This is a genomic window from Sphingosinicellaceae bacterium (assembly GCA_019285715.1).
In the GTDB taxonomy this organism is placed as follows: Bacteria; Pseudomonadota; Alphaproteobacteria; order Sphingomonadales; family Sphingomonadaceae; genus Glacieibacterium.
In genome coordinates, this window is sequence record CP079108.1 from 219,107 (window position 1) to 241,221 (window position 22,115).

Here is a 22,115-nt window from a genome sequence, read left to right on the forward strand (position 1 = left end):
CAATGGCTCTGCTCGATCTCGATCGCCCCACGACCGGCCGCCCCGACGGCGAGGGCTCGCTTCAGGTCAAGCTCGACCCGAACGAAAAGATCGGCAACGCCAAGGTGTTCGCCGTCTATGGCAAGGGGGGCATCGGCAAGTCGACGACCAGCTCGAACCTGTCGGCAGCGCTGTCGCTTCTCGGCAAACGCGTCCTGCAGATCGGCTGCGACCCCAAGCACGACAGCACGTTCACGCTGACCAAGCGCTTGATGCCGACGGTCATCGACGTGCTCGAGACGGTCGACTTCCATCACGAGGAACTCCGTCCGGAGGACTTCTGCTTCACCGGCTTCAACGGCGTCATGTGCATCGAGGCGGGTGGACCGCCGGCCGGCACCGGCTGCGGCGGTTACGTCGTCGGGCAGACGGTCAAGCTGTTGAAGCAGCACCATCTGCTCGAGGACACCGACGTGGTGATCTTCGACGTGCTCGGTGACGTTGTTTGCGGCGGCTTCGCGGCCCCACTCCAGCACGCGGACCGCGCTGTCGTCGTTGCCGCTAACGACTTCGACTCGATCTTTGCGATGAACAGGATCGTCGCGGCAATCAAGGCGAAGTCGAAAAACTACGACGTCCGCATGGCCGGCGTCATCGCCAACCGCTCGGCCGCAACCGACGAGATCGACCGCTTCAATGCCGCGACCGGGTTGAAACGCCTCGCGCACTTCCCCGACCTCGACGCGATCCGCCGCTCGCGCCTGAAGAAGTGCACGGTGTTCGAGATGGACTCTACCCCCGAGCTGGAGGCCGTTAAGACCGAGTACCTTCGCCTCGCGGCGCAGCTTTATGCGGGCACCGAGCCGCTCGACGCGATGCCGATGAAAGACCGCGACATCTTTGAATTCCTCGGGTTCGAATGAGCGTCGGCGCTTCATACGACGCCTCCCGCGGACGCCTGGAGGCGTACTTTGATCGCACCGCGTTCGACGCTTGGGCACGCCTGACCAGCGACGCGCCGGTGTCCCGCATTCGCGCCACCGTACGCGCCGGGCGTGACGAGATGCGGGCGCGGCTGCTCGACTGGCTGCCTGCCGACCTTAGCGGCAAGCGGGTCCTCGATGCCGGTTGCGGTACCGGAGCGCTCGCGGTCGAAGCGGCGAAGCGTGGCGCGCACGTGGTCGCGGTCGATGTCTCAGCCAGCCTGGTCGAGCTGGCCAAGGACCGGCTTCCCCGCGACCTCGCAATCGACTTCCGGGCCGGCGACATGCTGGGCGACCATGGCGAGTTCGACCACGTCGTCGCGATGGACTCACTAATACACTATCGCCGCGCCGACATCGTCGCCGCGGTCGCCAAGCTGGCGGCGCGGACGCGTGGCTCGGTGCTGTTCACCGTCGCGCCGCGCACCCCGATGCTGCTGGCGATGCAGTTCGCCGGCAAGGCCTTCCCGCGCGGCGACCGCTCGCCGGCGATCGTTCCTGCCGACCCGCACGGCCTGATGCGCACGCTCGCGGAGCTCCCCGGCTGGCAGGCCGGCCGAGACGGCGGCACCTCGACGGGCTTCTACAAGAGCCATGCCATTGAAATGCTACGCGGATGAACCTGACGGCCCACCTCTCACCGAAATGGCAGCAGCGGCTCGGTCCGGCGGCGGTCGGGCGCATCGCGACGCGCTTCCTGCCGTTCGCCGATGCGGCGACGCCGGAGCTGCCGTTGCCGCGCCTGCTGCGGCTGTCGCTGTTCCAGATCACCTGCGGCATGGCGGCGGTGCTGCTGACCGCGACGCTCAACCGGGTGATGATCGTCGAGCTGCACATGTCGGCGCTACTGGTGGCGCTGATGGTCTCGATCCCGCTGCTGTTCGCCCCGGCGCGCGCGCTGATCGGCTTCAAGTCGGACAACCACCGCTCGGCGCTTGGCTGGAAGCGGGTGCCCTACATCTGGTTTGGGACCCTGCTGCACTTCGGTGGTTTCGCGATCCTGCCGTTCGCGTTGCTGGTGATGAGCGGCAAGGGGGTCTTTTCGGCACATTACGGCGAGGCCGGCGCGGTTCTCGGCTTCCTCCTCGTCGGGGCGGGGACCGCGACAGTCCAGACCGCGGGCCTTGCGCTCGCCACCGATATCGCGCCCGCCGAAAGCCGCCCGCGGGTCGTGTCTCTGCTGTATGTCATGCTGCTCGTCGGAATGCTGGTCAGTTCGCTGGTCATCGGCGCACTGCTCCGCGACTTCAGCCCGACCCGGCTGGTCCAGGTCGTGCAGGGCGTCGGGCTGCTGACCATGCTGCTCAACCTGACCGCGCTGTGGAAGCAGGAGGCGCGGACCGCGCGCCCGCCGGTCCCCGAGGTCGCCCCCGATTTCCGTGCCAGCTGGCGCGAGTTCATCACCGTGCCGCGCCACCGCCGCCTGTTGATCGCGGTCGGGCTTGGTGCGGCGGCATTCGCGATGCAGGATGTGCTGCTGGAGCCGTTCGGGGGCCAGATCCTCCACCTGACGGTCGGCGCGACGACGGTGCTGACCTCGCTGTGGGCGACGGGCACTCTGCTCGGCCTCGCGCTAGCGGCGAAGATGCTGGCGCAGGGCCATGACCCGCACCGCCTCGCCGGGATCGGTGCCGCGGTCGGCACGCTCGCCTTCACGGGTGTGATCTTTGCCGGCGCGCTGGTCGAGCCCGGCCTGCTCCGCGCCGGTGCTGCCGGCATCGGTTTCGGCGGCGGGCTGTTCGCGGTCGGCACGATGACCGCGGCGATGGCACTCGCCCGCGGCGGTGCGGCGGGTCTTGCGCTTGGCGCCTGGGGCGCAGTCCAGGCGACCTGCGCCGGCCTCGCGATCCTGGCTGGCGGACTGCTCAAGGATATCGCGGGCAGCATCGCCCTGCAGGGCGGCTTCGGCGCGGCACTGGTCGGCCCGGCGACGGGTTACGGTGCGGTCTATGCGCTCGAGATCGGGCTGCTGTTCCTGACCATCGTAGCGCTCGGGCCGCTGGCGCGCTCGACCGAGGATACCAACGACTCCGGTGACACGCGAGGCCGCTTTGGTCTTGCGGGTTTCCCGGGCTGAGCGAAGACGAGGAGAGAAACCATGGCACCGATGCATTTCACCGCCGGCCTCGACATCGCCGAACTGGTGCTGTGGGCGTTCTTCCTGTTCTTTCTGGGACTGATCATCTATCTGCGCCGCGAGGATCGCCGCGAGGGTTACCCGCTCGAGGACGACGTCACCGGGCGTATCAATTCGCCGGGCGGCATCCTCGAGATGGCCAAGCCCAAGACCTTTGTCCTGCCCTTCGACCTCGGCACGGTGACCCAGCCGAACGGCGACCGCGACAGCATGAACCTGCGCGCCCGCCGCACTGGGCCGTGGGCCGGGTCGCCGCTGGTGCCGACCGGCAATCCGCTGACCGCCGGCGTCGGCCCCGGCTCGTACGCGCTGCGCGCCGACCGCCCCGACCTCAACATGGAAGGCCATCCGCGCATCGTCCCGATGGTCGGGCACCCCGACTTCTACGTCTCCCGCCGCGACCCCGATCCGCGTGGCTTTGCGGTGGTCGGCGCTGACCGGGTCGTCGCCGGCACTGTCGTCGACGCCTGGATCGACACCGCCGACCGGGTCGTCCGCTACCTCGAGGTCGCGCTGCCGGGCGGCGGCAGCGTCCTCGCCCCGATGTTCATGGCAACCGTCGAGCGCAAGCGCCGGATCATCGAGGTCGATGCGCTGCTCGGCCACCAGTTCGCGGGTGCGCCACCAGCGCCCGTCGACGGCACCATCACGCTGCTGCAAGAAGAGCTTGCGCAGGCCTATTTCGGCGCTGGCTATCTTTACGCCACCGCCGCCCGTCAGGAGCCGATCCTGTGAGCGAGTACGACCACGAGCCGATCCGCGGGCTGCCGGGCAATCTCCCCGCCGGCGAAACCCTATTGTGGCAGGGCGCACCCGACTGGCGGCGCCTCGCCCGCGACGCTTTCCACGTCCGCATCGTCGCGGTGTATTTCGCCGCGCTTTTGGTGTGGGCGGTGATCGACACGCTGGCCGGCTCGGCGACCTCGCCGATCGGCATTGCGCTGACTGCCGCGCTGGCCGTGGTCTGCGTCGCGCTGCTCTGCGGGCTGGCGTGGCTGTCCGCTAAGACGACCGTCTATACAGTGACCTCGAAGCGCGTTGTGATGCGCTTCGGCATGGCGCTGCCCAAGTGCGTCAATCTCCCCTTCAGCCAGATCGCGACGGCGCAGCTTGCTGCCAACCCCGACGGCACCGGCGACATTGCGTTGGCGCTGACCGCGAAAGGCCTCGGCTACGCAACATTGTGGCCGCATGCCCGCGCGTGGAAGTTGGCGCTGCCCGAGCCGACACTGCGGTCGCTTCCTGATGCCGCGACTGTCGCAGCTCTGCTGGCCGATGCGTGCACGGCCGCTGTCCCCGGTGGCCGGCGCGTCGACGCAGAGCCTACCGCGCTTGCCCAGCCGGCCTTCGGCGGCGCGGTGGCGGCATGAGCAGCCACGTGCACCAGGACCCCACCGTCCCGCGCGGGGCGTTGCTAGCCGCCGGCGGCATGGTGGTGCTGACCCTGCTTGCGGTCGCCAGCGTCCGCCTCGGCTTTGTTTCCCCTGCCGGCGACCCGGCTGCGGTCCGCGTGGCCGAAAACGCGCGTCCGGTCGCCAGCCGCGACCTCGTCTTCCTCGACGGTGCCGACGGTTCGGTCGAGGTTCGCGACGCCGCCACCGGCACGGTCCGTGTCGCGGTCGCCGCGAACAGCAAGATCGGCTTTATCCGCGGCGTCATGCGCGGCCTGGCTCGCGCCCGGCATCTGCGCGGCCTCGACAAGGCGGCACCCTTCCGCCTGACGCGCTGGTCGAACGGCAATCTCACCCTGCTCGATCCTGGCACCGGGCAGTCGGTCGAGCTCGGCTCGTTCGGCCCGACCAACCGCGCGGCCTTCGAGGCGCTGCTGTGACGCGCTTCGACACGCTTTGCACGGTCTCCGTCGAGGTCACCGCCGACCGCTGCCGCGCCGATGTCGTCCTCGACGGCGATGTCGCGATCAATCCAGGCGACAAGGTTCGCGTCCACGGCGCGCCGATCCGCTGCGGTATTGGCCATTCGCTGGAGGTCCGCCGCACCGCGACCGTCGAGCGCGCCGGACCTCTGCGTCGCGCCTGGACCCGGGCGACCGGCTACCTGGCCCTGACCGAGCTGTACGAAGTCAGCTTCCTGCCCGGAGTCGCACGATGAACGCACGCGTCGATCCGACCACGCTGCAGGTCGCGCAGGAAGACACGGTGCTGGCGCCGCGATTCTACACGACCGACTTCGACGCCCTCGACAAGCTCGACGTGTCGAGCGTGCGCGGCGAGTGGGATGCGCTGATTGCCGAGATGTCGGCCGACCCCAACAAGCATCATTTCAAGCGCACCGAGGCCTTCGACGGCGTAATCGAGCGGCTCGAGCCGGCGTTGCGCCGCGAGTTCACCGATTTCCTCGTCAGCTCGATGACGTCGGAGTTCTCGGGCTGCATCCTCTACGCCGAGATCGCGCGACGGGCGAAGAACCCCGACGTCAAGATGCTGTTCAAGCTGATGGCGCGCGACGAGAGCCGCCACGCCGGCTTCATCAACGATAGCCTCAAGGACGCCGGCATCGGCATCGACCTCGGCTTTCTGACCAAGACCAAGAAATACACGTTCTTTCGCCCGAAGTTCATCTTCTACGCGACGTACCTCAGCGAGAAGATCGGCTATGCCCGCTACATCACGATCTACCGGCACCTGAGTGCCAATCCTGAGCGCCGCATCCACCCGATCTTCGAGTGGTTCGAACTGTGGTGCAACGACGAGTTTCGCCACGGCGAGGCCTTCGCCTTGCTGATGCGCTCGGACCCCACGCTGCTGTCGGGCCTTAACAAATTGTGGATCCGGTTCTTCCTCGTCGCGGTTTATGCGACGATGTATGTCCGCGATCACAACCGGCCGGCCTTCCACGCAGCTCTCGGGATCGATCCGACCGAGTACGACTACACAGTCTTCCGCACGACCTCGGCGATTACCCGGCAGGTCTTCCCGGTCGTTCTCGACAGCGATGCGCCGCGTTTCCGTAGCTTGATGGAGCGGCTGCGAGTCCTCGCCGGCGGCATCGAGGCGGCGCGCCGGCAGGGCGGCATCGCGGGCACCCTCAAGCGCTACGCACTGACGGCTGCAGTCGGCTTCAACTTCGCGCGGCTCTACCTCCAGCCAACGATCACCAACGCCGCGCCCGCCACCGTCCGGCTGCAGCCCGCGTGGTGAGTTGGGTCGATCATGGTTGGCCGCTGGTCTATGCGGGCGGGCTGTGGTTCGTCGCCACCGGCGCGGTGCTCGCCCTCGATTCGCGCAAGTCCGCGAGTTACGCACGCAGCCTGGTGCTGACCGGTGTCCTCGCTTGCGTAAGCCTCGTCGCAATCGCCTACACCGCCGACGACGGGTCTCCGCTCGCGGCTTATGTCGGGTTTACCGCATCGCTGCTGATCTGGGGCTGGCACGAGCTCGCCTTCCTCACCGGGGCAGCTGCCGGCCCGCGTCGCGATCCGCTGCCCGAAGGTGCGACAGGGTGGACGCGGTTTCGGCTCAGTGCGGCGACGCTTATCCACCACGAACTCGCTCTCGCGTTGACCGCAGCGCTGCTGACCGGGCTGTGCTGGCGCGCCGCGAACCCGGTTGCGGCGCAGGCGTTCGGGCTGCTGTTCGCGATGCGACTTTCGACCAAGCTCAACATCTTCGTCGGCGTCCCGCACTTCGATACGACGATGTTGCCGCCGCACCTGTCGTACTTAAGTACGTATTTCCGTTCGCGGCGCGTGGGGCTACCGATGGTGCTCAGCCTGATGACGCTGATTGGACTTGCGGTTGCACTCGGCAGCCGCGCGGCGTCGCTGACGGGTGGTGCGGCGGTCGGTGCAAGCTTGGTCTTTGCGCTAGTCGCGCTCGGGCTGCTCGAGCATCTGTTCCTGGTCATGCCGACCCGGGATGCGGCGCTGTGGCGCTGGGCAAAACCGGGCAAAGTGACAAATAACGCCTATCGGACAACCGGGGCGGCGGAGTAAGGGGAGTGGTTATGGACTATGAAGCGCTTTTCCAGGCGGAACTCGACGGTCTGAAGACCGAGGGCCGCTACCGCATCTTCGCCGAGCTCGAGCGCAAGGCGGGGAGTTTCCCCCGGGCGACCCAGTACGAGGGCGACGGTACCCGCGACGTCACCGTGTGGTGCTCGAACGATTACCTCGGCATGGGCCAGCACCCCGACGTGCTCGCGGCGATGCACGCGACCCTCGACGCCTGCGGCGCGGGCGCCGGCGGCACGCGCAACATCAGCGGTACTACTCATGCGCACGTAGTGCTCGAGCGCGAGCTCGCCGACCTGCACGGCAAGGAAGCCGCGCTGCTGTTTACCTCGGGCTACGTCTCGAATTGGGCGGCATTGTCGACCTTGGCCTCGAAGCTGCCGAACTGCGTCGTGTTGTCGGATGATGGCAACCACGCCTCGATGATCGAGGGTATCCGCCACAGCCGCGCCAAGTGCATTCGCTGGCGCCACAACGACGTCGCGCATCTCGATGAGCTGCTGTCGGCGCTCCCCGCCGACTGCGCCAAGCTGGTGGCGTTCGAGAGCGTATATTCTATGGACGGCGACATCGCGCCGATCGCCGATATCCTCGACGTCTGCGAGAAGCACGGCGCGATGAGCTACCTCGACGAGGTCCACGCGGTCGGCCTTTACGGCCCGCGCGGCGGTGGCATCGCCGAGCGCGAGGGCCTGATGGACCGGATCACGGTGATCGAGGGCACGCTCGGCAAGGCGTTCGGCGTCATGGGTGGCTACATCGCCGGGTCATTCGCGATGTGCGACTTCGTCCGCAGCTTCGCCTCCGGCTTCATCTTCACCACCGCGCTGCCGCCGGCGCTCGCCGCTGGTGCCACCGCCTCGATCCAACACCTCAAGGCGTCGAGCGTCGAGCGCGAGGCGCACCAGGAGCGCGTTGCCAAGGTCCGCCGCCGCTTGAACGCCATCGGCATCCCGATGATGGATAACCCGAGCCACATCATCCCGGTGATGGTCGGCGACCCGCACCACTGCAAGATGATCAGCGACTGGCTGCTCGACAGCCACGGCATCTACGTCCAGCCGATCAACTACCCGACCGTGCCCAAGGGCACCGAGCGCCTGCGCATCACGCCCTCACCCGTCCACACCGACGGCGACGTCGACCGGCTGGTCTCGGCTCTCAGCGAAATCTGGAGCATGTGCGCTCTCGCACGGGTCGCCGAGGCGGCCTGATCTAAGGCCGCCAAGCCTACCGCGGGACGCGCGCGGGCACTCACGGTACCGGCATGCGTTACCGTGAGCGTGGGCCCGGTAGCCGCCGGCCGTTAGTTTAGGCGGATAGCATCCCGGTCTCCTGGCGTTACTAGTGCTGGGTCTTGGCGATGCGACGTTGGTCGCGCTGCGGGTGTTCCCCTGACATTGTCGCATTCCTTCGCCGCGCCCCTGACGTGAGCGGTAGCTGGCGCCGCCAAGCTTCGGCGTCCGATGCAGGATCGGATTTACAGGCTCCGCGACCTTCGACGGAGCGTACGGCGCCGCCGCGGATCGGTCGGGTGCGCCTGCGCGAGCGCCCGAACTTTCAGAAGGCCCTTCGCCGTAACGAATAACCTGATGCGCTCCATCGAATAATCTTTCAAAAATGTCTTCTCTTTGGAGCGGTCCGGCCAATACCCGGCCTATCCGAAGACCAATACCGTTTGGTATTGTGTTGCTGCCTCGACATGTTTTCGTATCCGCAACATTAACCAAGATTGCAAACCGACATGTTAAAGTACGGTTTGTCACGATTGCATTCAGCGTGCGCGAATTAGGACGCTAGCGACATGAATGTATCTTGTGCGCAACGAAATGCCTGATTGTTGCTTCACGAAGCCACTCAGACGCGCCAATTTGCAAATTATTGTTAGGCTTTGTGTCGGATTTCCTTACATTCCGTTCACGTAATGAAACCTTAAGTCGCTCTAATTGCACGTTTCGTGGTGTTGGCACGGGTTTTGCGTACATCTTAAGCGGGGGCTGTTTGCGTTAGGAGTTTTTTAAATGCGGATTTTGAACAGGGCTTTGTTTCCCGTCGTTGCTTTGCTTGCCGTCGCCGCGGTACCGGCTGCTGCAGTGACGTTCACGTCTTCGGCTGGCGCTCCCGACAAGGGCCCCGCCGCCGGTGAGAGCATTCTCGTCGACTTCAACGGCGTTAACGGCGGTCTTCCGGCCGGCTATACGCTGAGCGGCGACTACACCCTGGCGACCGGCACCACGAAGGCTGCAGCGGCTCCCGCCGGTGACGCCACGCAGTACCTCTACACGTCGCCGTCGAAGGGCACTGGCGTCGCGACGCTGTCGACGCTCGATCTGTCGACCGTCAGCTTCTACTGGGGCTCGATCGACAACTACAACACCGTCGACGTTCTCGGTGCGAACGGCGTCGTCCTGCTTACCATGAACGGTACGCAGTTCTCGCCGGCCAACGGTGCCCAGGGCGCCTCGAACACCAACCAGCGCGTGTTCTTCACCGCTGGTGCCGGTGAGGTGATCACCGGTCTGCGCTTCCATGCAACCGGTATTGCCTACGAAATCGACGATGTCGCCGGCACCCTCGCCAGCGGCGGCAACCCGTCGACGGTCCCCGAGCCCGCGACCTGGGCCCTGATGATCGGTGGTTTCGGCATGGTCGGCATCGGTGCCCGCCGTCGTCGCAACGCCACGTCGCGCGTCAGCGCCTAAGCGCCTTTCGGCCTCGTGCCGAAACCGCAAGCGTACGAAATCGGGCGCGGGGACTTCGGTCTCCGCGCCCTTTTTCATGGGTGCAGCGGGGCGCACCCACGCTACGCGGCGCAATAGCCCTTCACGAACGCCTCGTGGGTCGGCATCGCGGCGAGCGCGGTGGCGATGCCTCGCTTAAGGTCGCCGAGAACGCGCTGCAGCTCGCCGGGCTGGAGCAGCTGCCCCAGCGGATGCCAGTCGCCCGGCACGACGCGCTGGCCGAGCATCACCGAAACCCAGGAATCGACGCGGAACAGGTCGTCGCCGCCCTGGTAGGCCATCGCGGATTCGCGGAACAAGGCGATGCGTTCGGACAGCGAGGCGGGGATCGGCATGTCCCGGCAGCGCCGCCAGAACGGCGTGTCGTCGCGCTCGGTCGCCTTGTAGTGGAGGATGATGAAGTCGCGGATGCCGGTCCATTCGCGTGTCGACTGGGCGTTGAAGCGCGCCGCCTGCGCGGTGTCGGTACCGCCGAAGGGGAACAGCTGGATTAGCCGGGTCACGGCAACTTGGATCAGGTGGATGCTGGTCGATTCGAGCGGCTCGATGAACCCCGAGGCGAGGCCGAGCGCGACGCAGTTGCGGGACCAAGTGCTGGCCCGCATGCCGGTGCGGTACCGGATCGGGCGCGGGTCGAAGAGCCGCTTGCCGTCGAGGACACCGATCAGTCGTGCGCAGGCTTCGTCCTCGGACAGGAAGTCGCTGGCGTAGACGATGCCGTTGCCGACGCGGGACTGCAGTGGGATGCGCCAGCGCCAGCCCTCGCCGTGGGCGATGGCGCGGGTGTACGGCACGGGCGGGCCGACACTTTCGGTCTGTACCGCGAGCGCGCGGTCGGTGGCGATCCACTCGCCCCAATCGTTGAACGGGACCTTGAGCGCGTCGCCGATCAGCAAGGCGCGGAAGCCGGTGCAGTCGATGAACAGGTCGCCCTCGATGCGCTCGCCGGACTCGAGCTCGAGCGCCGAGATGTCGCCGCTCTCCGGATCAAGCTCGACGTTGCGGATCTTGCCCTCGACGCGGCGCACCCCGGCAGGTTCGGCGAGCGCGCGCAGGAACCGCGCATAGCCGGTCGCGTCGAGATGGTAGGCATACGCGGCAGCGGGCTGCTGGCCGAGCGCGAAGCGGCCCGCCAGAGCTGCCTGCTGCTCGAGCGAAAAGGTGCCGTAGTCGTCGGCGGTGATACCGGCGCGCTTCGCCTCAAGCCAGAAATGCTGGAAGTCGCCCATCCACACCGACCGGCCAACCGATCCGAAGGGGTGGAAATAGCGGTCGCCGTCGCGGCCCCAGTTCTCGAACGCGATGCCAAGTTTGAACGTCGCCTGCGTCGCCCGCATGAACGCCGGCTCGTAGATGCCGAGCAGCTCGTGGAAGGTGCGCGCGGTCGGGATCGTCGACTCGCCGACGCCGACCGTGCCGATCTCGTCGGACTCGACCAATGTGATCTCGATCAGCGGCCCGAGCTGCTTGACCAGCGCCGCCGCCGCCACCCACCCAGCGGTACCGCCGCCGGCGATGACCACGCGTTCGACCCGCTTGTTGCTCACGCCGTGTCCCTCCCCAGTCCCTCGTCCAGCATCGGGCCGACCACCTCTCCGGGGGTCTGCGGCCGATACAGAAGCACGACAGTTAGCGCTATCGCGGCGGTGATTGCCATGCCCCACAATGTCGACAGTTCCGGCCTGAGCAGCGACAACGCGATCACCTGCGGCGCGAGCGCCTGGGCGAGCTTCCGCGCGATGTTCGACAGCGCGTAAACCCGGCCCGCACACCCCTCGTTCGCCATCCGCGCCTCGCAGTCGGCCAGCGCTGCCGGAACCAGCGACCAGAACATGATCGACAGACCGCAGCCCGCCACGATCGCGATCGCCGTCATCCCGACGACCGCTGTCCGGTTGCCGAGGTAGAGTGCAAGGACGGTCGCGCCTGCCTTGATCAGGGCAGCGATGGTCAGCGCGGTTCCGCGCCCGACGCGGCGCGCCAGTAAGGTCCACCACGGCGCGGTCAACAGCAGCGATGCCGAGGGTACCAGCGCGACATAGAACCCCAGTCGCGGCGCACCCAGCTCCTCGAACAGGAAAAGGATCGACTTGTTGACCACGGTAACGGCAAGGCCAGCCGACATGATCACCGCCAGCAGCCGCCGTAGCGCGGGGGAGCGGCGGACCAGCTCCACCGTTCCGGCCAGGCTGTGCAGCAGCGGCTCGCGCCGCATCGCGGTCGGCGCGACGCGCTCGCGAACCCCGAAATAGGTCGCACAGAATGCTGGTAGCGCCAGCACCGCCAGCAACAGCGCACCGTCGCGGAAGTCGGCGCCCCCCGTCGTCGCCGGCAGCAGCGCGTACACCGCCGCGGCGATCAGCCCGCCGATCGCCGCACCCTGCATCCGCGCCCCGGTCAGCGCGAGGTGATCCTTGGGCCTGGCCGAGATCCGCGCCGTCAACGCGGCATAGGGAATGTTGCCCAGGCTGTAGGACGCCCGCAGCGCGAGATGGATCACCAGGACCACGACCGGCAGGTACGCGGCGGCGACCGGCGGCGTCGTGAAGGCGGCCGCCAGCAGCACCACCGACAATGGTCCGCCGACCAGGACCCAGGCACGCACGGGAACGCGTGGTGCCGCGCGGTCGGCCAGGGTCCCGACGAGCGGGTCGACCAGCCAGTCCATTGCCGCGCCCGCCAGGAAGATCGTCGCCGCGACCTGCGGCGACAGGCCAAGGCCGCGGATATAGAAATACAGCAGGTACAGTTCGATCGACTGCCAGACGAAGTTCCAGCCGATGTCGCCGGCGGCAAAGCTCCAGCGTTCGCGCGCCGTGATCATCGGCTTGGCGAGCGCCAGCGGCCGGGCGCGCGTGGCGGCGCGGTCGATTCGCGGACGATCAGCTGGTGCGCATGGTCGGTGCGCCGCGTCGCGTCGGTGCCTTCGAGACCGCCGATGAGCATGCCGGTCGCGCTCGCCGCCATCTCGAACACCGGCTGACGCACGGTGGTGACGCGGGGCCAGGTGATCTGCGCGACCTGCGAGTCGTCGAAGCCGGTGACCGAGACATCGCCCGGCACCTCGAGCCCAAGTTCGTGCGCGGCCATGATCGCACCGACCGCCATGTCGTCGTTCTGCGCCAGGATCGCGGTCGGTCGGGCGGCACGTGCCAGCATCCGGCGCCCAGCCTCGAGGCCGCTCTCGTAGGTGTACAGGCCAGGTTCGACATGGCCGGGCGCAACCGTGACCCCGGCTGCCTCGAACGCCTGCTTATAGCCGGTCATGCGGGCGACGGACGAGGCGTGAGTCGGGTCTCCCATGATGATGCCGATGCGCCGATGGCCGAGGTCGAGCAGGTGGGTCGCGACTTCGCGCGCCGCGGCGATGTCGTCGATCACGGTGACATAACCGGTATCGATCTCCCGGGTCGGCGCGATACGGGCGCAGCGAATGCCTGCCGCCGCCAGTTGTGCGAGCACCAGCGGGTGATCCGACGCGGGCGGCGCGAGCACGACCCCGTCGATCGAAGCGGAACGCAGTAGCCCGACGACCTCGCCGGCGTGTGTGTCGACCGACTGCACCGGGATCACGACGAGCCGGTACGACTCGCCAGCCAGGCGGTGCAGCACGCCCTTCTGCAGCTCGACGACATAGCTCGGGCTGGGGTTCTCGTAGATCAGGCCGATGAGGTGCGAGCGCCGGCGTACAAGCGCCTGGGCGTGCACGTTGGGATGGTAGTTGAGGGCGGTGGCCGCGTCGCGGACCCGCTGTTTCAGCGCGTCGCTGACGTGTGGCTCGTCGTTGAAGACCCGCGATACGGTCTTGGTGGAGACGCCCGCAAGCCGGCCCACCTCGACGATCGTCGTCCGTTTCGTGTCCTCGGCCAGCTTAGCATCCCCGCCATTCGATCGGCCCGAAAGGTGAGCCACGTGCGCTTGTTATCAGGCGCCAGCCCGACCGCCGGCGAGTCCGGGATCGAACTGCATACCCCAGAGCCATAAACGCGTCATTCTGGCCACAGTACGAAACTATCTATCGGTCGCCCCCGCACATCACCCATAGGCCCGATTTTTGCGTGTTGACAACGTAGGACAAGATGTTACCGCTCACATTAAGGATTTAAATCCACAGGTTTCTTCAAAAGGAACCGCAACTGAGGGGGATCAACGTGAAACTTCACAATTATATTTCTGCGCTTGGACGTTCGTCGTCGACGGTCGCGCTCGCCGCGTGCATCGTCTTCCCGGCGCAGCTCCTGGCCCAAACCGACCCGACCAACGCGCAGCCGGGCCCAGCGCCCGCCACCGCACAGGCGCAAGGAGCGGTGCCGGCTTCGCCACTCGTCCCGGACGACATCGTCGTCACCGGTATTCGCGCCTCGCTCGAGCGCTCGATCGCGATCAAGCGCAACTCGACCGGCATCGTCGACGCGATCTCGGCCGAGGACATCGGCAAGTTCCCCGACACCAACCTAGCCGAATCGCTGCAGCGTATCACCGGCGTCTCGATCAGCCGGCGCAGCGGCGAGGGCGCGGAGGTCACGGTTCGCGGCTTTGGTCCGCAATATAACCTGGTGACGCTCAATGGCCGCCAGCTTGCCGCGACGTCGCAGCAGACGGTCGGCGGCGACGAGAGCGCCGACTACTCGCGCAACACCAGCCGGTCGTTCGACTTTTCCAACCTTGCTGCCGAAGGCGTAAAGACCCTCGAGGTCTACAAGACCGGCCGCGCGGCGATCCCCTCGGGCGGTATCGGCGCGACGATCAATGTCGTCACTCGCCGGCCGCTCGACGCGAAGGAAAGCGGCCTGACCGGCTCGATCGGTGCCAAGGCGGCCTACGACATGAGCAGCGACGACTGCATCAAGTGCGGCTCGCACGTGACGCCCGAAGCGTCGGGCCTCGCCAATTGGACCAACGCCGACCAGACTTTCGGCGTGTCGTTGTTCGGGAGCTACCAGAAGCGCGATTTCAGCAACATCAGCGCAACCGTAAACGACTGGAATATCACCAGTTATGCGAAGTTCATCGATCCTGCCAGCGGCAACGTCAACGCCGCGACCAAGATCACCAACGCACCGACCGACCCGAACACGCTCGTTGGGCGCCCGAACGACTTCCGCTATCACTTCGGCGAAGGCACCCGCGAGCGCATCAACGGCCAGGGCATCATCCAGTTCAAGCCGACCGATCGCCTCGACCTGAGTATCGACGGCCTGTACGCGCAGAACACCCAGAAGGAGCGGCGCTCGGACCAGGCGAACTGGTTCAACCGGCCCTTCGACCAGGTCACGTTCGACAGCGGCCATTCGGTCGCGACCACGACCTTCCTTCACGAAGTCATCTCGGGCGAAACCAAGGACGCCGGCTTCGAGCAGCAGTATCGCGCGCAGAAATCGACGCTCTACGATATCGGCGCCAAGGCAAAGTGGGAAGTAACGGATAATTTCAACATCGCATTCGATGGCCATATCGGCCAGTCGAAGAGCAACCCCGACAACCCCAACGGGATGAGTTCGACCCTCGTCGCGATCAGTTCGCCGACGCTGGCGTCGCATTCCGTCGACTACAGCAAGGGTTTCCCGACCCAGACCGTAACCTTCGCCGATCCGGCGACGCCGACCGCACCGGACGGGTCGCACCCGGTGATCAAGGGCAATGGCAACGGCGTCCTCGATGTCGGCGACCTCGGCAGCCAGGTTGCACGGCAAGTCTCGACCGCGCTCAACCAGAAGATCAAGGAAGCCCGGCTTGATGCGGGCTGGGATATCGGGGGTGGCAGTCGTTTCGATTTCGGCGGTGACTACCGGACCACCAACACGCGGTCCTTGCAGACGACCTACAACCAGACGCTGGGCGACTGGGGCAACGCGCACCCGCGCGACGTCGAGGCGATCGCGCCGGGTATGGTCAAGCCGTTTTGCCTGGTTTGCCGTTTCAACGACAACGATCCCAAGGCAGCCGGCGACGGCCTGGTCGCGTTCCGCACGCAGGATGCGACCAAGCTCTACAATGCGCTCTCTTCGTTTTATGCCGAAAATCCCAACAAGATCGACGGTTTCTCGGATGACCGGGTCAAGGAGGATATCTGGGCGGTCTACGGCCAGTTCACCTGGAAGGGCGATATCGCCGACCACCCGGCCAGCCTCGTCACCGGCGCGCGGTTCGAAAGCACGCGGGTAAAATCAAACTCGCTCCAGGCAATACCGGTCGATATCCGCTGGCAGTCCGACAACGACTTCCTGGTCGACGTCTCAAGCACTTACCTGCCGGTCAAGGCGTCGGGCCGTTACAACAACCTGCTTCCGTCGATGGACTTCCAGATCGAGATCAAACGCAACTTGATCGGTCGTTTCTCGTTCAGCCGGACGATCTCGCGCCCGAGCTTTGGCAACCTGTTTGCATCGGGTGCCGCTACCAAGCCGAATGACGCCACCGCAGTCGGGGGCCAGGCGGGCGGCTCGCAGAACGACGCGAACCTTAAGCCGCTGATATCCGATAACTTCGATCTGTCCGCAGAATGGTATTTCAAGCCGGACAGCTACGTGTCGATCGGCTTCTTCGACAAGCGGGTGCACAATTTCATCGGCAATACGGTGGTCAAGCAGAACCTGTTCGGCCTGCGCGATCCTAGCTCGGGCGCGCCGGGCAGCCGTTCAGGGACCGCCAAGTCGCAGCTCCAGGGCATCGGAGCCGACATCACCGATGTAAACCTGTTCACCTACACCGCGCTGCTCCAGCAGAACGCCGGCAACCTCGCGGCGGCGAATGCGACCTTCCTGGCCAACTACAACCCGTCGACACGCTCGCTGAACCAGGCGTTCGTGGATACGACGCTGGCCGCAGTCGACATCATCGCCGACGCCAACGACCCGCTGTTCAACTTCAACGTCAACACGCCGATCAACAACAAGGACGCTGAGATCTACGGCCTCGAAATCGCGGGCCAGTATTTCTTCGGGAACAGCGGCATCGGCGTCGCCGCAGCCTACACGCTGGTACGCGGTAACATCGGCATCGACGTCGCCGCCGATCCCAGCGTCGACCAGTTCGCCTTGCTCGGGCTGAGCGATACGATCAACGCGACGCTGATCTACGACAAGAACGGCGTCTCGGCCCGTCTCAGCTGCAACTGGCGCAACAAGTTCCTGTCGGCGCTCAACCGCGACGCCGATCACAACCCGGAGTTCACCGCGCCTTACGGTCAGCTCGACCTCAACATCAGCTACGACATCACGCCGCAGATCGCGGTCTCGTTCGAGGCGATCAACCTCAACAAGGAGGGCGTGAAGACCTACGGGCGCTCGACCAACCAGATCTGGCTCGTCCAGGAAGGGCAGCGGCGCTTCCTCGCCGGTGCGCGGTACCGCTTCTAGCAGCGGACCGAGAAGGCTCGCGCAGAGGGCCACGGGTAACCGTGGCCCTTTTCGCAGGCCCGAATTGCGAAGCCGGGGCTGTCGGGGCATCCTTTCCGGATGGATGTTCGCAAGCGCCTCAGACTGGGATTGCCGCCGCGATGACGAATGTCGTCAAGCTCATTAACGTCGATCATGCCGGCCTGCGGGTCGTCGCAGCCGGCTGGGGTGACGGCGTCAATCAGGTTCCGGTGTTTCCGACCGAGTTCGAAGCGGTGCAGCGCGATTTCCCGATCGTCTTCCATCGGGGCACCGATGGCGCGTTCGAGGCGCGAGCGCTGATGGGGCTCGATCGGGGCGAGAACCTGTTCCTCGACGGCGAGCGCTGGCGCGCGCGCTATGTGCCCGCGCTGCTGGCGCGCGGGCCCTTCACGATCGGTCTCGAAGCGCGTGCCGGAAGCGCCCCCGAGCCGATGATCTACGTCGACCTCGACGATCCACGCGTCATGAGCGAGGGCGGTGAGCCGGTATTCCTCCCCCACGGCGGTAATGCGCCGTGTCTCGAACGCGTGCTCGACGCGCTCCAGACCGCCCACCTAGGGCATGCGGCGCAGGGTCCGATGTTCGCCGCATTTGCTGCGGCGGGGCTAATCGAGCCGGTACGCATAGAAGCCCAGCTCGACGACACGCTGCGCTACGATATCGCCGACTTCCACACCATCGGGGTCGAGGCCCTTGCCAGTCTGACCGGGTCGGCGCTGGAGGAACTGCACCGCCAGGGTTGGCTCGCCGCCGCCGTCCACGTCGTCTCGTCGCTCGGCAACATGGCGCGGCTGATCGCGCTCAAGAACGCCCGGCGCGCGGGCGCGTAGGCGATGGTCGAGATCCGCCGCCGCACGCGCGTCGTCGAGGCGGCAACGCTGGACGCTGACGCGGCCGATGCGCTGCTTGCGTCGCCCCAGCCGGCGATCGTCCGGGGCCTCGCCGCGAACTGGCCGCTGGTCCGCCACGGCAGGGAGTCGGCGGGCGAGGCGATCGACTATCTGGCGAGCTTCGACCAGCAGCAGCCGATCGTCGGCTATACCGGTGACCCGGCGATCGGCGGGCGGTTCTTCTACGACGACGACCTCCGCGGCCTGAATTTCGCTCGCGAGCGCGTCGGGCTGAGCGCGTATCTCGAGCGCATGCGCGCGCATCTCGACGACGCCGCCGCGCCGTCGCTCTACATCGGATCGACCGACCTCACGGGCTATCTCCCGGGCTTTGCCGACGCCAACCCGCTGCCCTTCGCGAGCGCGACGCTCGTCGCCGCGCCCCCGCTTGCGAGCATCTGGATCGGCAACCGGACGATCGCCGCGGCGCACTGGGACATGTCGAACAACGTCGCGGTCTGCGCGGTCGGGCGGCGGCGCTTCACATTGTTCCCTCCCGACCAGGCCGCCAACCTCTACCCCGGCCCGCTCGAACCGACGCCGGGCGGACAGGTGGTGAGCATGGTCGATTTCGACGTGCCCGACTTCGACCGCCATCCCGGTTTCCGCGAGGCGCTGGCGGCAGCCGAGGTCGCCGACCTCGGGCCTGGGGATGTCCTCATCTACCCGGCATTGTGGTGGCACCAGGTCGAGGCGCTCGACGCCTTCAACGTGCTGGTCAATTACTGGTGGAACGCCGCGGAGCCGTTCATGGACAACCCGATGACGACGCTGCTGCACGGGCTGCTGGCGCTCCGCGACCGGCCGCTTGCCGAGAAGCAGGGCTGGCGCGCGCTCTTCGACTATTATGTCTTTGGCCCCGCCGACCGCGCCGGGGCGCACCTGCCGGAGCACGCGCGCGGTCCACTCGGCACGCTCGACGACCGCAGCGCGCGACGGCTCCGCGCGCAAATCCTGCAACAGATGAACCGCTAGCGTCGTGCCAGCAAAGAACGGGGGAACACGTGGATCGTCGTGATTTCATCAGGACCGGGCTGACTGCGGGCGCGTCGCTCGCCGCCGCACCGGCGCTCGCGGTCCCGCCGCGCCCCCTCGACCAGCATTTTCCCAAGGACTTCCTGTGGGGTTGCGCGACCGCATCGTACCAGATCGAGGGCGCGGTCACCGAGGGCGGGCGCGGGCCGACCAACTGGGACGTCTTCTCGCACACGCCGGGTCGCGTCGCCAACGGCGACACCGGCGACGTCGCCTGCGACAGCTACCACCGCTATCTCGACGATATCGCGCTACTCACGGCGCTCGGTGTCAAGGCGTACCGGATGTCGATCGCCTGGTCGCGAATCTTCCCGGAGGGTCGCGGCAAGCCTAACCAGGCTGGGCTCGACTATTACAACCGGGTCGTCGACGGGCTGCTCGCTGCCGGCATCCAGCCTTACGTGACGCTGTTCCACTGGGATCTGCCCCAGGCCTTGCCGGGCGGCTGGCAGTCGCGTGATACCGCCTATGCCTTCGCCGATTATGCGGGCTTCACCGCGGGCAAATTGTCCGACCGGGTCGACCAGTTCATGACCGTCAACGAACTGCGCTGCTTCACCGATCTCGGCCATCTGCAGGGTATCCATGCGCCCGGCCTCAAGCTGCCGCCGGCAGCGGTCAACCAGGTCCGACACCACGGCGTCCTCGCGCACGGCCTCGGCGTCCAGGCGATCCGAGCCCACGCCCGCGCCGGGACCAAGGTCGGTATCGCCGACAACAGCAACTTCTACGTCCCCGTTATCGAGACGCCGGAGCACATCGAGGCGGCAAAACGCGCCGTCCGGACCGAAAACGCGATGTTCCTGACCGCGATCATGGAGGGCGCGTATCTCGACGGCTATCTGACGCAGCAGGGTGCCGCCGCGCCGGTGGTGAAGGAGGGCGACATGGCGGCGATCGGCAGCAAGCTCGATTTCGTCGCGCTCAACGTCTACGCGCCGAGCTACGTCCGCGCCGATGGCTCGGCGCAGGGCTATGCGGTCCTGCCGCACCTGCCGTCGTCGCCGCGGATGGCCTCGCCGTGGCTCTATGTCGGGCCGGAGGTGGCGTATTGGGCGGTACGCACGGTCAGCGAACTGTGGGGTCCGAAGGCAATCTACATCTCCGAGAACGGCACGTCGGCCGACGATCCGGTCGTCGACGGCCGCGTCGACGATGCCGACCGCATCATGTACCTTCGCAACTATCTCGCCGAGTTCCGCCGCGCCGCGGTCGAGGGCTATCCGCTCAGGGGCTATTTCCTGTGGAGCCTGATGGACAATTTCGAATGGGCGGACGGCTACACCAAGCGCTTCGGCCTGCACTACGTCGACTTCGCCACCCAGAAGCGGACGCCCAAGCTCAGCGCCGCCTGGTACCGCGAACTGATCCGCCGCAACGAGCTCGTCTGATGACGCCGCAACCTTGACGGCGTTCAGCTCGACCCTGTCCGACCGCCAGGCAGTGTGGGCGTTCGCGCTCGGCTGCGTCGCGGTGACGGCCGGTGTCATCACCCATTTGCCGATGTTCGTGATGGCGCGGTCAATGCACTACCAGCTTGCCGGCGTGCCGATGAGCTCGACGATGATCGTCGGCATGGCGCTGATCGCGCTCGGCATCCTGATCGCGGGCTACGGCCTGTTGCCGCGCAACCTCGCCGAACAGCGCGCCGCCGCGGCGACGATCAACGTCGCGGCACCGGAGGACGTACCGCTCGGTTGGGCGCATTGGCGGCTGATGCTGGTGCTGGTGATTGCGCTGGTCATCGACGTGATGAAGCCCGCCTCGCTCGGTTTCACCGTACCCGGCATGATGTCCGAGTACGGCGTGCCGCGGGCGACGGTGTCGTTCGTGCCGTTCTTCGCGTTGACGGGCACCGTCGCCGGATCGTTCCTGTGGGGCGTTCTCGCCGACATCTACGGGCGCAAGGCGTCGATCTTGCTGTCGGCGGTCATGTTTGTCGGGACCTCGATCTGCGGCGCGATGCCGAGCCTCGCGTGGAACATCGCGATGTGCTTCGTGATGGGGATCGCAGCGGGTGGGATGCTGCCGGTGACCTACGCACTGCTCGCCGAGATGATGCCCAGCCGGCACCGCGGCTGGAGCCTGGTGCTGGTCGGTGGATTGGGGGCGGCCGGGGGGTATTTCGTCGCCAGCGGACTGTCGACGCTGCTGCAGCCGATCTTCGGGTGGCGCATCCTGTGGCTGGCCAACCTGCCGACCGGGCTCATCCTTGTCGCGTTGGGGGCATTCATCCCGGAATCGGCGCGCTTCCTGCTGGCTCGCGGCCGCGTCCGTGAGGCTGAGGCGGTGATGAAGACCTTCCATTCGGTGGCGACGATCGCGCCCTCGCCCGACCCGAGCCTGGCCGTCGACCCGGTCGCAAACTCCACCGGCACCAAGCTGGTCGGCAAGATCGTCGCATTCAGCGTGTGCGGGCTCGCCTGGGGCCTCGTTAATTTCGGGCTGCTGCTGTGGCTGCCCGCCGACCTCGTGACGAAGGGCTATTCGGTCGGTGTGTCGAGCATGCTGCTGACCCAGTCGGCGCTGCTGGCATGCCCAACGGTGTTCGTCGCGGCGCTGCTGTACAGCCGCTGGAGCAGCAAATAGTCGCTGGCGACGATGATCGGAGTGACGCTGGTCGGGCTGGTCCTCGTCCTCAGGCTGGACACCGCCATAGTCAACCCGGTGTTGCCGGTGGCAATGCTGATCCTCGGGTCGAACGGCATCATCGCCATCCTGCTGCCCTATGCGGCCGAAAGCTTCCAGCTGGCGATGCGCGGACGTGCCACCGGCTGGGTCGCGGCCTGCACCAAGGCCGGTGGCCTGCTCGCCCAGACGCTGAGCATCGCCGGCGTCGTCCCGAGCATCGGCACGACGGCGACGGTGATCCTGGTGCCGACCGCGGCCGCTTTGTCGCTCATCGCCTGGTTCGGGATCGAGACCCGTGGCCGCGATCTCAGGGGGCTTGAGCCGGACACGGCCCATCTATGGGGCAGCTAGGCGCCACAGCGTTGCCCGG

18 protein-coding genes and 1 pseudogene are annotated in these 22,115 nt (G+C 66.6%); 16 read left to right on the plus strand and 3 right to left on the minus strand.

Translation table 11 applies throughout. The features are described 5' to 3' along the window. The first annotated feature begins 2 nt into the window (after positions 1 to 2). The 11 genes from bchL (at position 3) to KX816_01170 (ending at position 9,771) form a co-directional block, all read left to right on the plus strand. Entirely contained in the window at positions 3 to 902 is a 900-nt protein-coding gene (gene bchL, locus KX816_01120) for a ferredoxin:protochlorophyllide reductase (ATP-dependent) iron-sulfur ATP-binding protein (GenBank protein ID QXQ06714.1), read from the plus strand. Continuing rightward, positions 899 to 1,582 carry a magnesium protoporphyrin IX methyltransferase gene (gene bchM / locus KX816_01125; protein QXQ06715.1) on the plus strand — a complete coding sequence of 228 codons (684 nt, stop codon included), beginning with the start codon at positions 899 to 901 and terminating at the stop codon, positions 1,580 to 1,582. The genes bchL and bchM overlap by 4 nt, the downstream gene beginning before the upstream one ends. After that, the gene (locus KX816_01130; GenBank protein QXQ06716.1) at positions 1,579 to 3,039 is read left to right on the plus strand and encodes a BCD family MFS transporter; all 1,461 of its coding nucleotides are present in this window, start codon (positions 1,579 to 1,581) and stop codon (positions 3,037 to 3,039) included. The genes bchM and KX816_01130 overlap by 4 nt, the downstream gene beginning before the upstream one ends. A 30-nt stretch (positions 3,040 to 3,069) precedes the next feature. After that, the gene (puhA, locus tag KX816_01135; protein QXQ08330.1) at positions 3,070 to 3,834 is read left to right on the plus strand and encodes a photosynthetic reaction center subunit H; all 765 of its coding nucleotides are present in this window, start codon (positions 3,070 to 3,072) and stop codon (positions 3,832 to 3,834) included. Continuing rightward, positions 3,831 to 4,469: a PH domain-containing protein gene (locus KX816_01140; protein QXQ06717.1), complete on the plus strand. Its 639-nt coding sequence runs from the start codon at positions 3,831 to 3,833 to the stop codon at positions 4,467 to 4,469. Before puhA ends, KX816_01140 begins: the two co-directional genes overlap by 4 nt. After that, complete coding sequence (locus KX816_01145; protein ID QXQ06718.1) at positions 4,466 to 4,930, plus strand: phosphonoacetaldehyde methylase; 465 nt, start codon at positions 4,466 to 4,468, stop codon at positions 4,928 to 4,930. Before KX816_01140 ends, KX816_01145 begins: the two co-directional genes overlap by 4 nt. After that, complete coding sequence (locus KX816_01150) at positions 4,927 to 5,208, plus strand: hypothetical protein (GenBank protein ID QXQ06719.1); 282 nt, start codon at positions 4,927 to 4,929, stop codon at positions 5,206 to 5,208. The genes KX816_01145 and KX816_01150 overlap by 4 nt, the downstream gene beginning before the upstream one ends. Next, on the plus strand, positions 5,205 to 6,257 hold the full coding sequence (gene acsF, locus KX816_01155; GenBank protein QXQ06720.1) for a magnesium-protoporphyrin IX monomethyl ester (oxidative) cyclase: 1,053 nt from the start codon (positions 5,205 to 5,207) through the stop codon (positions 6,255 to 6,257). Before KX816_01150 ends, acsF begins: the two co-directional genes overlap by 4 nt. After that, entirely contained in the window at positions 6,254 to 7,051 is a 798-nt protein-coding gene (locus KX816_01160; GenBank protein QXQ06721.1) for a DUF3623 domain-containing protein, read from the plus strand. The genes acsF and KX816_01160 overlap by 4 nt, the downstream gene beginning before the upstream one ends. Before the next feature lie 11 nt (positions 7,052 to 7,062). Further along, the gene (gene hemA, locus KX816_01165) at positions 7,063 to 8,283 is read left to right on the plus strand and encodes a 5-aminolevulinate synthase (GenBank protein QXQ06722.1); all 1,221 of its coding nucleotides are present in this window, start codon (positions 7,063 to 7,065) and stop codon (positions 8,281 to 8,283) included. A 1,203-nt stretch (positions 8,284 to 9,486) separates the two neighbouring features. Continuing rightward, entirely contained in the window at positions 9,487 to 9,771 is a 285-nt protein-coding gene (locus tag KX816_01170) for a PEPxxWA-CTERM sorting domain-containing protein (protein QXQ08331.1), read from the plus strand. A gap of 101 nt (positions 9,772 to 9,872) precedes the next feature. Here KX816_01170 and KX816_01175 read toward each other — a convergent pair whose 3' ends face one another. The 3 genes from KX816_01175 to KX816_01185 are packed head-to-tail and all read right to left on the minus strand — an operon-like array spanning position 9,873 to position 13,680. Beyond that, positions 9,873 to 11,357, minus strand: a complete 1,485-nt coding sequence (locus tag KX816_01175; protein QXQ06723.1) for a tryptophan 7-halogenase — start codon at positions 11,355 to 11,357, stop codon at positions 9,873 to 9,875. Then, complete coding sequence (locus KX816_01180; protein QXQ06724.1) at positions 11,354 to 12,634, minus strand: MFS transporter; 1,281 nt, start codon at positions 12,632 to 12,634, stop codon at positions 11,354 to 11,356. Before KX816_01180 ends, KX816_01175 begins: the two co-directional genes overlap by 4 nt. Next, positions 12,631 to 13,680 carry a LacI family DNA-binding transcriptional regulator gene (locus KX816_01185; GenBank protein QXQ08332.1) on the minus strand — a complete coding sequence of 350 codons (1,050 nt, stop codon included), beginning with the start codon at positions 13,678 to 13,680 and terminating at the stop codon, positions 12,631 to 12,633. The genes KX816_01180 and KX816_01185 overlap by 4 nt, the downstream gene beginning before the upstream one ends. A 299-nt stretch (positions 13,681 to 13,979) precedes the next feature. Between KX816_01185 and KX816_01190 the strand changes: the two genes are divergently transcribed. The 5 genes and pseudogenes from KX816_01190 (at position 13,980) to KX816_01210 (ending at position 22,096) form a co-directional block, all read left to right on the plus strand. Next, entirely contained in the window at positions 13,980 to 17,168 is a 3,189-nt protein-coding gene (locus KX816_01190; GenBank protein QXQ08333.1) for a TonB-dependent receptor, read from the plus strand. Positions 17,169 to 17,308: 140 nt separating this feature from the next. Continuing rightward, positions 17,309 to 18,019, plus strand: a complete 711-nt coding sequence (locus KX816_01195; GenBank protein ID QXQ06725.1) for a SapC family protein — start codon at positions 17,309 to 17,311, stop codon at positions 18,017 to 18,019. Positions 18,020 to 18,022: 3 nt separating this feature from the next. After that, complete coding sequence (locus KX816_01200) at positions 18,023 to 19,054, plus strand: cupin-like domain-containing protein (GenBank protein ID QXQ06726.1); 1,032 nt, start codon at positions 18,023 to 18,025, stop codon at positions 19,052 to 19,054. Positions 19,055 to 19,083: 29 nt separating this feature from the next. Next, a complete protein-coding gene (locus KX816_01205) occupies positions 19,084 to 20,505 on the plus strand; it encodes a beta-glucosidase (protein ID QXQ06727.1) in 1,422 nt (473 codons plus the stop codon). Between the two features lie 13 nt (positions 20,506 to 20,518). Continuing rightward, positions 20,519 to 22,096: pseudogene (locus KX816_01210) on the plus strand (MFS transporter). Positions 22,097 to 22,115 lie beyond the last annotated feature (19 nt).